The 11,745-nt window shown below is 70.0% G+C and carries 10 protein-coding genes; 7 read left to right on the forward strand and 3 right to left on the reverse strand.

Going from position 1 to position 11,745, the window contains the following annotated elements:
- Window positions 1-299: 299 nt before the first annotated feature.
- From QLQ12_RS43120 to QLQ12_RS43145, 6 genes are read left to right on the forward strand one after another with little or no spacing between them, the layout of a single operon-like run.
- Complete coding sequence (locus tag QLQ12_RS43120; protein WP_282766857.1) at window positions 300-1,526, forward strand: aspartate aminotransferase family protein; 1,227 nt, start codon at window positions 300-302, stop codon at window positions 1,524-1,526.
- Window positions 1,523-2,587, forward strand: a complete 1,065-nt coding sequence (locus tag QLQ12_RS43125) for a zinc-dependent alcohol dehydrogenase (protein ID WP_282766858.1) — start codon at window positions 1,523-1,525, stop codon at window positions 2,585-2,587. The genes QLQ12_RS43120 and QLQ12_RS43125 overlap by 4 nt, the downstream gene beginning before the upstream one ends.
- Entirely contained in the window at window positions 2,580-3,758 is a 1,179-nt protein-coding gene (locus QLQ12_RS43130; protein WP_282766859.1) for a glycosyltransferase, read from the forward strand. The genes QLQ12_RS43125 and QLQ12_RS43130 overlap by 8 nt, the downstream gene beginning before the upstream one ends.
- Window positions 3,755-4,567: an inositol monophosphatase family protein gene (locus QLQ12_RS43135; protein ID WP_282766860.1), complete on the forward strand. Its 813-nt coding sequence runs from the start codon at window positions 3,755-3,757 to the stop codon at window positions 4,565-4,567. The genes QLQ12_RS43130 and QLQ12_RS43135 overlap by 4 nt, the downstream gene beginning before the upstream one ends.
- Window positions 4,548-6,131 carry a glycosyltransferase family 2 protein gene (locus QLQ12_RS43140; protein WP_282766861.1) on the forward strand — a complete coding sequence of 528 codons (1,584 nt, stop codon included), beginning with the start codon at window positions 4,548-4,550 and terminating at the stop codon, window positions 6,129-6,131. The genes QLQ12_RS43135 and QLQ12_RS43140 overlap by 20 nt, the downstream gene beginning before the upstream one ends.
- A complete protein-coding gene (locus QLQ12_RS43145; RefSeq protein ID WP_282766862.1) occupies window positions 6,128-6,967 on the forward strand; it encodes an LLM class flavin-dependent oxidoreductase in 840 nt (279 codons plus the stop codon). Before QLQ12_RS43140 ends, QLQ12_RS43145 begins: the two co-directional genes overlap by 4 nt.
- Here QLQ12_RS43145 and QLQ12_RS43150 read toward each other — a convergent pair.
- From QLQ12_RS43150 to QLQ12_RS43160, 3 genes are all read right to left on the reverse strand, one after another.
- Window positions 6,964-7,734, reverse strand: coding sequence for an alpha/beta fold hydrolase (locus tag QLQ12_RS43150; RefSeq protein ID WP_282766863.1), 771 nt, complete (start codon window positions 7,732-7,734; stop codon window positions 6,964-6,966). The two genes, QLQ12_RS43145 and QLQ12_RS43150, sit on opposite strands and share 4 nt — an antisense overlap.
- Window positions 7,735-7,790: 56 nt before the next feature.
- Window positions 7,791-9,086 (reverse strand): MFS transporter, encoded by a 1,296-nt coding sequence (locus QLQ12_RS43155; RefSeq protein ID WP_282766864.1) that lies wholly within the window; start codon window positions 9,084-9,086, stop codon window positions 7,791-7,793.
- Between the two features lie 61 nt (window positions 9,087-9,147).
- Window positions 9,148-9,837, reverse strand: coding sequence for a histidine phosphatase family protein (locus tag QLQ12_RS43160; protein WP_282766865.1), 690 nt, complete (start codon window positions 9,835-9,837; stop codon window positions 9,148-9,150).
- 792 nt (window positions 9,838-10,629) lie between these two features.
- Here QLQ12_RS43160 and QLQ12_RS43165 point away from each other — a divergent pair.
- Window positions 10,630-11,226, forward strand: coding sequence for a LysE family transporter (locus QLQ12_RS43165; protein ID WP_282766866.1), 597 nt, complete (start codon window positions 10,630-10,632; stop codon window positions 11,224-11,226).
- The last annotated feature ends 519 nt before the right edge of the window (window positions 11,227-11,745 follow it).

Consider the following 11,745-nt stretch of genomic DNA (forward strand, 5'->3'; position numbering starts at 1 on the left):
GGTGCGCCGTGACTAAGCGCACATCCTCGTCATAGGCCAGGTCAGGCCACTTGTGAACGCGCACTTAACCGGTTCAGGGTTGACTGCGAACACGGTGACCGGCCACTGTAGACCCGTCGGTTTGGGAGCGCTCCTATGGGCGCTCGTCAATAAGGCGCGCAATGCGTTCCCTCCCTTCCTGAGATCGTCACGATGGGCGATGAAGCCTGTTCACCGTCGATCGCGGCGGGGCCGCCAATCGTCCGTGCGATCGTGACGCGGAAAGGTCAATGATGAGTTCAAGCACCGTCGCAAGGCCCGTGACCGGCTTGCCGGACTATGCCGGAGAAGGCATCTACCTGCACATTCGTGGTGAGCGCTACATCGACTGCGCGTCCGGGACGTTCAACGTCTCGCTGGGCTACTCGGCACCGGAGATCATCGATGCGTTGCATGCCCAGCTCGACCGGATCGCCCACCTGTCCTCCGACTTCACCAGGGCGAAATCGGCCGAGATCTTCGAGCTGATGCGCCCGGACCTGCCCGCACACATCGGTGCTTTCTGGTTTCGTGACATCACCGGGTCGGGGGCGACCGAGGCCGCGATCAGAATTGCGCAGAAAGCGACCGGACGGTCCGACATATTCTCGTTGTTTCTGTCGCACCACGGGCAGACGGTCGCCGCCACCGGCGTCTCCGGAAACGCTTTCCGGCAACGCGGTTTCTCCTTGCCGTTCGCCAATTCCGTGAAGATTCCGGGGCCGGATTGTGCGAACTGCTTCTACGGCCAGGTCCCCGGCAGTTGCGCGATGATGTGCGCCCGGCGCCTCGAGGACTTCGTGGAGTACGCGTCGAGCGGCCGGGTGGCCGCCCTGATCGTGGAGCCGGTGATGGGCAACGGCGGCAACATCGTCCCGCCCCGTGACTACTACCGGGTGCTCCGCGAGACCTGCGACCGGCTCGGCATCCTGATCATCGCGGACGAGGTGCAGACCGGCTTCGGGCGTACCGGATCGTTCTTCGCCTCCACCGGCTACGCCGAGGAGTTGCGCCCGGACATCATCACCTTCGCCAAGGGCGCCGGGGGTGTCGGCATCCCGGTCGCCGGCGTGCTGATGCGGCCGGAACTCGACGTCCTCGAGTCGTGGGAGCACTCCAGCACGTCGGGCGCCAACCCGCTGGCGCTGGTGGCCCTGGAGGAGACCGTCCGGTACATCCGCGACCACCACGTTCTCGACAACGTCGCCGCCGTCTCCGGCCGGCTGCAGCGGGGCCTGCTCGCGCTCTCCCGCGACTTCCGTGATGTGACCGGTGTGCGCGGTGTCGGGCTGATGCAGGCGTTCGACCTGCCCACCAGCGTCGACGTCGAGCAGTTCATCGCTCTGGGCCGCCGGCACGGCCTCATCCTGCGCGGCAGCCGGTACGGCTTCGGCCGCACCGTCAAGGTCCGGCCGCCCCTGATCATCACCAGTGATCAGGTGGACGACCTGCTCGGCCGCCTGCGCCAGACGTGTCAGAACTTCCAGAAGGAGGCCGTGCGGCCGTGAAAGCACTCAAGTACCTCAGCCCTTGGAACGTCGCACTGCGCGAGGTCCCCGACCTGCACGCGACCGGCGACGACGACGTGGTCGTCGACATCAAGTTCTGCGGGGTCTGCGGCACCGACCTGGGCATCGTCTCCGGCTCCTACCCGGTCGCGGTTCCCGGGGTGACGCTCGGCCACGAGGCGAGCGGCGTCATCGCCGAGATCGGCCCCGCGGTCACCAGCGTCGCCGTGGGGGACCGGGTCGTCATCAACCCGACGCCGTACTGCGGCCGGTGCCGGATGTGCCAGACCCAGCGGATCAACCACTGCGTCAACAAGCACGGCACCGAGAGCGGCGTCAGCTACGACGGCGCCTACGCCGGGCAGTACCGCACCACCTCGGCGTTCGTGCACCGGGTGCCGGACAACGTGTCGCTGCGGGCCGCTGCCCTGACCGAGCCGCTCAGTTGTGTGGTGGCCGGCGCGCGGAAACTCCAGCCGCCGTCGCTGGCCGCGAACACCTACATCTTCGGTGCCGGGCCCCTGGGGCTGCTGTACACCTGGGTGCTCTCGCTCAAGGGCCTGACCCCGGTCGTGATCGAGCACTCGCCGGCCCGGCTGGAGTTCGCACGCGACCGGCTTCCCGACGGCACCGCGGCCTACGCGTCCCTGGAGGAAGCGCGGATCAAGTACTTCAACGACCCGCAGGCGCCGATCGACATCGTCGTCGACACCACGTCGATGCTGCTGGAGGACATCTTTCCGCAGATGGCGTGCGGTGGCACGTACATGTCGATCGGTTTGAAGGAGAAGGTGGCGTCGATCGACACGATGCTGCTGGCCGACCGCAGCCTGTCGGTCATCGGCTCGATCGACTCGCTGCACGGCTCGTTCGTCGAAGCGTTTCACCTGATCACCACCGGCCGGGTCCCGGCCGAGCGCCTGGTCAGTCACGTGGTGCCGCTGTCCGACTTCCGCACCGGGTTCGCGGCGCTGGGCTGCGACATCGACGGGCAGCGGTTCGGTCCCGCCGACCAGGCCAGTTGCAAGGTCCTGATCGCCCCCGGCGACGTCGATGAGTGAGCGCCGGGAGACGTTCCTGGGCGAACGACGGGCGACCTCGACGGATGAGCTCCGGATCAGCGTCGTCATCCCGTACCGCGACCGGGCCGACAACCTGCGCCTCGCGCTGACCGCCCTCGCCGCCCAGTCGCTGCCGGTGGACCGGTTCGAAGTGATCGTCGGCGTGCTCGACGACGGCCCGGAGCACCTGGAGATCCTCCAGGAGTTCACCGGCCGGCTCGACGTCGTCGCGGTGACCTCCGGACGGCCCTGGCAGGTCGGCTATGCCCGCAATCTGGCGCTGCGCCAGGCCGGCGGCGAGGTGGTCGTGCTCATGGACGTCGACATGGTGCTGCCGTCGCGCTGCCTCGAAGATCTCTACGACCGGCACTTCGGGTACGGCCAGCGGATCTGCGTCGTCGGCCAGATGATCGACTACGACAACAACACCGGGGACGTCACCGAGGTCGAGGCCCAGCCGTACGAGCACTACCGCAAGGTGCTCGACGATCTTCAGGTCACCGGCACCGGCGACCAAGACCCCCGGATGTCGGCGGCGCACGTCATCCCCTGGTCGTTCGCCTGGACCGCGTTGATCGCCCTGCCCCGCTCCCTCGTCGTCGAGCAAGAGCTCTGGTTCGACCTCGGTTTCCACGGCTACGGCGTCGAGGACCTGGAGTGGGCGTACCGGGTGGCCCGGACCGGAACCCCGATCGTGATGGGCCGTGACTTCTTCGGCGTGCACCTGCCGCACGTGCGCAGCGTCGCCGCGAACAAGCGGACCGAGGCGCCGAACTACCGGTACTTCCTGCGCAAATGGCCCGGCGTGGACGTCGAGCTGGCCTGCGCGTTCGGCGACTTCGAGGCCAACGAGCTCTACCCGGAATTCCGCCGGGCGGTGGAGGCGGTCGCCGGCGCCTCCGGAGGCGTGCTCACCGTCGTGCGCGGCACGGTCGACGGCCGCACCGAACTGGCGGTCGGGGTCCCGGCCGGCACCACCGGAGTGCTGCCCGCGACGGCGACCGGCGTCGAGGTGCTGCCGATCACCGGGCTGGCACTGCCCTATCCCGACGGCAGCATCGACCGGTGCCACGTTCTCGGCCCGGTCACCGAGCTGCCGGAGCGATACCGCGAACGGATCCTCGCCGAGGTGCGCCGGGTCGCCGCCCCCGCTTCGCCGGGTATGAGATGACGCGAGAACTCCTCGACCTGGCGATTCGCGCCGCGCTCGCCGGCGGTGCGGTGGTGCGTGCCGCCACCGGCGTTCGCCCGGCCGGGCACAAGTCCAGCGCCACCGATCCGGTGACCGAAATCGATATCGCGAGCGAGGCCGCGATCACCGCGGTTCTCAGCTCGGCCCGCCCGGAGGACGGGCTTCTCGGCGAGGAGGGCACGGCGCGGGCCGGGACCTCCGGCTTGCGGTGGGTGGTGGATCCGGTCGACGGAACCACCAACCTGGTGTACGGGTTACCGCACGTCACCATCAGCATCGCCGTCGAGGAGCTGACCTCGGACGGTGAGTGGCGGGCGCTCGTCGGCGTGGTCCACGACCCGGCCCGGGCGGAGACGTTCACCGCGGTGCGTGGTCACGGAGCCCGGCTGGGCGACGCCCCGATCCGGGTGAATGATCCGGTGCCACTGGACCGAGCCCTCGTGGCGACCGGTTTCGGCTACCGATCCACCTCACGGGCCCGGCAGGCGTCGACCCTGCGCACCCTGCTGGACCGGGTCCGCGACGTCCGCAGCCACGGCAGCGCCGCCCTGGAACTCTGCTGGCTCGCCGCGGGGCGCTGTGACGCCTACTACGAGGACGAGCTGGCGCCCTGGGACTGGGCGGCCGGGGCCCTCATCGCCGCGGAGGCCGGCGCACACGTCTCCGCCCTGGGCACCGGCGTGATCGCCGCGGGCCCCGCACTCCATCCGGCGCTGGCCGGCGTCGTACACCATCCGGCGCCCGCCGCCGCTCCCGAAAGGACTGGGCATGTCTCCGTATCGCGTTGAGCAGGTCACCGACCGTGATCCGCCCCATCTGCCGGTGTTGTTCGCGATCTTCATGACCCTCGCCCCGGTTTTCGCCGTCTGGCGGACCGCCGTCGTCAACTGGGATGTCTGGTACGGCCCGGTGGCCTGGGCCGCCGAGATGTTCGCCGTCGCCACCACGGTCGTGTTCGTGTTGTCGCTGCGCCGCCGGACCCGGCCCACGCCCCGCCCCGTCGCCTCGCCCGTCACCCGGACCGTCGACATCCTGGTCCCCACCGTGAACGAGCCGCTGCCGGTTCTGGAGCCGACCGTCCTCGGCGCGACGCGGGTCCGCGGGGTCCGCGACGTGATCGTCCTCGACGACGGGAACCGGGCCGAGATCCGGGACATGGCCGCCCGGCTCGGCGCCCGCTACCTGCCCCGGACCACCAGCGAGGGCGCCAAGGCCGGCAACCTCAACCACGGGCTGACGGTGACCGACGCCGAGTTCGTGGTCACCCTCGACGCCGACCACATCCCGCTGCCGGAGTTCATCGAGCGCACCCTCGGCTACTTCGACGACCCCGACGTGGCGGTCGTGCAGTCGCCGCAGTCGTTCTACAACACCGAGTCGTTCACGTTCCGCCGTCGCAACGGTGCCGACGGCGGCTGGCACGAGCAGGAGATGTTCTACGGCGGGGTGCAGCCCACTAAGAACAGCACCAACAGTGCGATCTACACCGGGACGTCGGCGATGCTGCGGCGCAGCGCTCTCGACGCGGTCGGCGGCTTCGCCGAGGACACCTCCACCGAGGACATCCACACCTCGCTGCGGCTGCACGCCCGCGGCGGGAAGTCGGTCTATCTGGAGGAGCCACTGGCGTACGGCCTCGAAGTCGACAACCTGCGCCAGTACTACGGGACCCGGCGCCGCTGGGCCATCGGCAGCCTACATCTGCTGCTGCGCCACCCCGACTCGCCGCTGCGCGCCCGAGGGCTCACGCTGCCCCAGCGGCTCAACTACCTCAGCGCGATGGTCGCGCACTTCCAGGGCCTCAACCGGCTGCTCTACCTGCTCGTACCGGTCGCGGCGCTGACCACCGGGGTGGCGCCCGTGCGTGGCCCGTACGCCGTCTACGGGTTCGCGTTCCTGGCCTTCACGATCTTCTCGATCTGGACCGTGGTCCAGTTCGGCCGCGGCCATTACCACATGCTGCACAGCGAGGCCTTCGCCGTCGCGGACACCCTGCCGATGCTCGCCGCCCTGCCCGCGGCCCTGTTCGGCGAACGGCAGTTCGGCGTGACCGAGAAGCGGGCCCGGCGCACCACCGACGCGCGGCTCAAGTGGGCCTACCGGGTCTTCGCGCTGGTCGAGGCGGGTGCCCTCGGCTTCGCGCTGTTCCGGCTGGCGCAGGGCGAACACGTGGTCATCGCCGCCTGGTCGGCCGCGTTCCTGGCACTGAGCACCGGTTACGTGCTGTCGTTCCTGATAGGAATGGAACGGTACGAGCGCCGGCCGGTGGTCGCCTGGTACACGCACCTCGACCCGGAACAGCTCTACCGGCGCATCGCCGCCGGCTCGGAAAGGGAACGAGTCCTGACATGACGGTCCTCGGCGCGATCGCCCTCCCGCAACTGCCCCCGGAACGCCTCCGCGGCCTCGTGGAGGACGCCGACGCGGCCGGCCTCGAAGAGCTGTGGCTCTGGGAGGACTGCTTCCTCACCGGCGGGGTGGCGACCGCGTCCGCGGCGCTGGCCTGGAGCCGCCGGCTGCGGGTCGGCGTCGGCCTGCTGCCGGTGCCGCTGCGCAACGTCGCCCTCACCGCGATGGAACTGGCGACCCTGCACCGGCTCTTCCCCGGCCGGGCGATCATCGGGGTCGGCCACGGCGTGCAGGACTGGATGGGCCAGGTCGGCGTCCGGGTGCCGTCGCCGATGACGCTGCTCCGCGAGCACGTCACCGCCCTGCGGTCGCTGCTCGGCGGCGAGCGGGTGACCGTCGACGGGCGGTTCGTGCACCTTGACGGCGTGGCCCTGGACTGGCCGCCGCCGAGCCCGGCGCCGATCCTCATCGGCGCCTCCGGCCCCAAGACCCTGCGGCTGGCCGGCGAGATCGGCGACGGCACGATCCTCACCGCCGGCACCACACCGGAACAGGTCCGGGCCGCCCGGGAGGTGATCGGCGACGGCCGCCTGGTGGTCTACCTGCACACCGCGACCGGCCCCGACGCCGACGAACGCGTCGAGGGGGAACGGGTGCGCTGGGGTTACCCGTCCGCCGTCGACCGCGCCGCGACCGGCGACGCGGCCGCGATCGCGGAACAGGTCCGTCGCTGGGCGGAGGCGGGCGCCGACACGGTCGTCCTCCAGCCGACCCCGGACGATCCGGACCCCGAAGGCTTCGTACGGTTCGCCGCCCGCGAGGTCCGGCCGTTGCTCTAACCCTGGCTCTGGCCCTGGCTCTCGCGCAGGAAGTCGAGCAGCAGCGGGTTCATCAGGTCCGGGCGTTCCAGACTGGGCAGGTGGCCGGCCCAGTCGAGTTCGGTGTGCCGGGCGTGCGGGAGCAGCTTGGCGAGGTGGACCGCGATCTCCCGGAAATCCGGAAGATCGTGGGCGCCGGACACCAGCAGGGCCGGCGCCGTGATCCGGGTGAGGTCCAGCTCGACGCGGACCGGCTCGCCCTCTTCCTCCGCGGCGAGCTGCACCGCGAAAACGTGGCGCTGCATGGCCCGCACCGCGTCCCGGGTGTCCTCGTCCGCCTCCGGGCCGAGCCAGAGATCCACGTTGAGGTCCGTCGCGCCGTCCACGTCACCGGCCTCGATCAGCGCGTCCTCACGATCGCTGAAAGCGCTCAGCTCGGGGCTCGCCTCGTGCCCCCGCAACGCCGTGCACAACAGGGCGAGCGCGGTCACCCGCTCCGGCCAGCGAGCGGCGACGTCGAGGGCCACCCGGCCACCGCCGGACGACCCGATCACCGCGGCACGCGCGATGCCGAGGCCGGTGAGCAGGCCGGCGACATCCGCGGCCTCGTCGAAACTGGTGGACGGCACCGGGCTGTCGCCGTAACCATGCAGGTCACAGCGCACCACCTGATATCCGGCGGCGGTCAGCGCGGGCACCTGCGGGTCCCACATCCGGCGGTCGCAGACGGTCGAGTGCAGCAGAAGTACGGCAGGGCCTGAGCCGGCCGAATCATGAGCGAGAGTCATCGGGGCCGACCGTAGCCGCTTGTGGAGATCCGCGTCCACCAATTTCGCCGCACCGGTCAGGCGGTGGCGACCGCCGTCGCCGGCTCTGCGCGCGGGCGCACATCCAGCTCCCGCCAAGCGGGAAAGAGGAACGGGGAGACGGTGACGGCCAGATAGCCGATCGCGGCGATCAGCGCCGCGGTCCGCAAGCCCAGCAGATCGGTGGCCCAGCCGCCGACCACACCACCGAACGGGATCCCCGCCCACGACACGGCGATCAGCACACTGATCACCCGGCCGTGCAGATGGGTGGGGATCCGGAGGTAGACCGAGGCCATCAGGATCGGGTTGACCGTGGACATCAGCGCCCCCGCCAGCGCGGCTGTGACCAGCACCTTCCAGACCTGCTCGGCCAGGGCCAAGGCGAGGAGCTGGGCGGGACCGCCCAGAAAGAAGCAGATTCCGAGGGTACGGCGTCGAGGCAGCCGTGAAGCGAGCAACGTGTAGAGAATGTTGCCGGCCACGGCGCCCAGCCCGAAAGCGGTGCCGATCACTCCCAGGGCGGCCGGCCCATGTGGACCCTCGCGCACCCAGACCGGCACGAACACCGTCGCGAACGCCTGATCGAACAGGTTCGTGGCGAACAGCATCGACATGACACCGAGAATGAGCCGGTCCGAGCGTACGTACCGGAAACCGTCGCGCAGCGCGGCCGCGTACCCCTGCTGCTCGCTCTCCGCCAGAGCGGCGGCGTCGGCGTAGCCGACCCGGACCAGAACCGCGATGATCAGCGCGCTCACCGCGAACGACAGCGCGTCGAAGAGCAGGACCATCGCCGGTCCGGAGGCGGCGATCAGCACCCCGGCCAGCGGCAGGCCGACAAGTGTGGAAGCGCGGCAGATGCCGTCGTACATCGCCGTGCCGCGTTCGGTGGAGAGACCGGCCGCCGCGATCGTGCGCGGCAACAGCGCTCGCTTGGCCGCGTCACCGAAGCCGCGTAGCGCACCGGCCAGGGCGATCAACAACAGCAGCGCGACCAGCGAGACACCGTCGTAGAAGGCGATCAACGGGATCCCGGCCACGGCCAGCACGCTCGCCGTGTCCGCCGCCACCGCGGTGGGCCGGGGGCCGACCCGGTCCACGATCGGGCCGCCGATCAGCCCCGCCAGCACGTAGGGCAGCATCTCGGCGAGCCCGGCCAGGCCCGCCAGCAACGCCGAATCCTGCGTGGTGAGGACCAGCCACGGCACCGCCACGAAAGTGATCCGGCTGCCGAGCATGGAGATCGCCTCGGCGGTGAGAAGCGCGCCCAACTGGCGGTTCACCGCTCGGCGCGGGTGAGCCGTCCCGCGGGGGAAATGGGCGACGGGCACCGACCGAACATAGGATTTCCGGCGGATCGCGGCAAGGCGGTCATCGATGCATGGGGATGCGTCACACGGGCGGCAGGTGGTCGATCACGTTGTATCTGTCCAGTGTGAGCGGCCCTGACGTGCCGTCGAACCGGGTGATCGACGCGTTGCGCACACTGCCCGAGCCGCGCTCCACCTCGAGCACCTCGTCCCAGCTCAACTGCTCGATGACGGCCCGCATCATCAACACCACGGCGTCGTGGGCGACCACGACCACCCGCTTGCCGGCATGATTCTTGTGCAGGTCGTCCAGAAAGGACTCGAGCCGGACCGCGATGTCGGCGAACGACTCACCGCCGGGCGGCGCATACTCGTACTCTCCGGCTTCGGCGCGCCGCCCCGCCTCGTCCGGGAAACGCGCCGCGACGGCCGCCCGGGTCATCAGCTCCAGCTCACCCATCAGCCGGTCCACCAGGCGATCATCGGTGCTCGGAGCCGGCAGATCCAACCCGGACGACTCGGCGGCGATCCGCCAGGTCTCACGGGCCCGCAGGTACGGCGAGGTGATGACCGCCTGTGGCCGGTGCTCCTCCGGAAGAGCCGCCAGCCAGCGGCCCAGCGCGGCGGCCTGCTCCTCCCCGGTCTCGGTGAGCGGCACCTCGGCGTCCCGCCCGCTCACCACCGTCTCCATGAGGCCTTCCGCGTCGGCGGCGGGAAAGGCGACGTTGGCCAGGCTCTGCCCGTGCCGGACCAGAATCAGTTCAGCGACCATGATCGGACCCTACCCAGCCGCGGCCCCTTCGGCCACGCTCCGGGGTCAATGCAAAACCTCACGTAGTCGAAATCTTGCGCACGCTCCCACCGCTACTTCGCCCCACTGCTACTTCGCCCCACTGCTACTTCGCCCCACTGCTACTTCGCCCCACTGCTACTTCGCCCTACCGCTACTCCGTCCTACCGCTACTTCGTGCTGCCGGTACTTCGTCCTACCGCTACTTCGTGCTGCCGGTACTTCGTGCTGCCGGTACTTCGTGCTGCCGCTACTTCGTCCTACCGCTACTTCGTCCTACCGCTACTTCGTGCTGCCGCTGCTTCGTGCTGCCGCTGCTTCGTGCTGCCGGTACTTCGTCCTGCCGCTGCTTCGCGCTGCCGCTACCTCGTCCTGTCGGGACTCTGTTGCACCTGCGCTCCCGCCTATCAGTACTTCCCGCCGGCTGTGCTTGGCGGGCCTCTGTTTCGCACGGCCGTGCTTGGCATGCCTGTACTTGGTGCCTGCCACTGGTGTTTCCTGCTGCCTGCCCTTGGCGCTGCCTGTAATGCCTGCCGCCGCTGTACTTGCGCGGCGTCCCCATTTGGCATGACCTGTTGGTGAGGCGGCGGCGTGGGCGGGAGTGAGCCGTCCGGGTGGCGGTGGAAATCGTTGGCGCGAGCCGGGCGCCGGGTTCGATGATGGCGGCGTGACCATGCTGAAGCCCGTCTCCGCCTCCGTCTCTGTCGCCGCAGCCGATCGGGCCGCGCGACAGCAGGCAGGCTTTCACGTAACGGCGGGTGTCCGGCAGCGGTCATGAACGGGGCTTTCCTGGCCGGCGTGGTCGCCGGCTATGGCATCGCCGTGCCCGTGGGAGCCATCGCCGTGCTGATCGCCGGGCTCAGCGCTCGCGCCTCCCTGCGAGTCGGAGCAGCAGCGGGATTGGGCGCGGCCACCGCGGACGGCATCTACGCGCTCATCGCCGTCGCCGGGGGAGCGGCCGTGGCCGGAGTGATCGCGCCGGTGGAGACACCGCTGCGATGGGCCGGAGCCGCCGTGCTGCTCGTGCTGGCAGGCTGGACTGCCTGGAGCGCGATCCGGCGGCCGGGCATCACGCAACGCGGCGAACGCCCGGCGACGGCGCTCCGGGCATACACCGGAGTCCTCGCCTTGACGCTCCTCAATCCGGCGACCGTGATCTATTTCGCGGCGCTGGTGCTGGGAGGCGCCGGAGGCGGGGCGTGGTTCGTGGCCGGCGCCTTCCTCGCCTCAGCGAGCTGGCAACTACTGATCGCCGGTGGCGGTTCCCTGATCGGCCGCCTCCTCACCGGCGACCGCGGCCGCCTGATCACCGCGCTGGTCTCCAGCGCCGTAATAGCGGTACTCGCCCTCCGCCTACTCCTGACCACCTGAAGACCCCGGCGAGTCACCGTTCATCGTCCTGCTGTTCGCCGTCCTGCTGTTCGCCGTCCTGCTGTTCGCTGGTCTGCTGTTCATCCGCCCGTCGCCCGTCACCCGCCGTCCGCCGTTTGTCGGTCTGCGGTCAGTCGCCCGCGGTCCGCTGGTCCGCCGTTTGTCGCTCGCGGTTCGCCGACCCGCGGTCCGCTGGTCCGCCTGTTCGGTGGCTGGCCGTTCACCATTCGCCGTTCCGCCTGGTTGGTGGTCCGCCGTTGGTGATTCACCGTTCACCGAGCCACCGATTGGTCGGCGGTCGCCTGACAGATTCCGGCCTCGCCGTCCTCAGGACCGGCGCGGACCGCTGCCTGGCAGAGCCTTTCCGAAAGTGCCTGCTATGCGGCGCAGTCGATATGAGTGGCGGCTCTCAACGATGGTGCCCCTGAGTTCCCCCCGTTTCGACGGAGCGGTGGTTACCTGCTTCCGGCGGGGGCAGGGGTGAGGTTATCTGGCTCGGTCTGGGCGTGCCAGGCGGTC

The sequence above is a fragment of the Actinoplanes sandaracinus genome (assembly GCF_030009775.1).
GTDB classification, from domain to species: Bacteria; Actinomycetota; Actinomycetes; order Mycobacteriales; family Micromonosporaceae; genus Actinoplanes; species Actinoplanes sandaracinus.

What these genes read in the sequence shown, in the direction of transcription:
- QLQ12_RS43160 (WP_282766865.1), bottom strand. Translation starts at nt 9,837, where the DNA reads ATGGTCGCTGAACTGATTCTGGTCCGGCACGGGCAGAGCCTGGCCAAC.
- QLQ12_RS43150 (WP_282766863.1), bottom strand. Translation starts at nt 7,734, where the DNA reads ATGACTCTCGCTCATGATTCGGCCGGCTCAGGCCCTGCCGTACTTCTG.
- QLQ12_RS43165 (WP_282766866.1), top strand. Translation starts at nt 10,630, where the DNA reads ATGAACGGGGCTTTCCTGGCCGGCGTGGTCGCCGGCTATGGCATCGCC.
- QLQ12_RS43130 (WP_282766859.1), top strand. Translation starts at nt 2,580, where the DNA reads ATGAGTGAGCGCCGGGAGACGTTCCTGGGCGAACGACGGGCGACCTCG.
- QLQ12_RS43135 (WP_282766860.1), top strand. Translation starts at nt 3,755, where the DNA reads ATGACGCGAGAACTCCTCGACCTGGCGATTCGCGCCGCGCTCGCCGGC.
- QLQ12_RS43140 (WP_282766861.1), top strand. Translation starts at nt 4,548, where the DNA reads ATGTCTCCGTATCGCGTTGAGCAGGTCACCGACCGTGATCCGCCCCAT.
- QLQ12_RS43145 (WP_282766862.1), top strand. Translation starts at nt 6,128, where the DNA reads ATGACGGTCCTCGGCGCGATCGCCCTCCCGCAACTGCCCCCGGAACGC.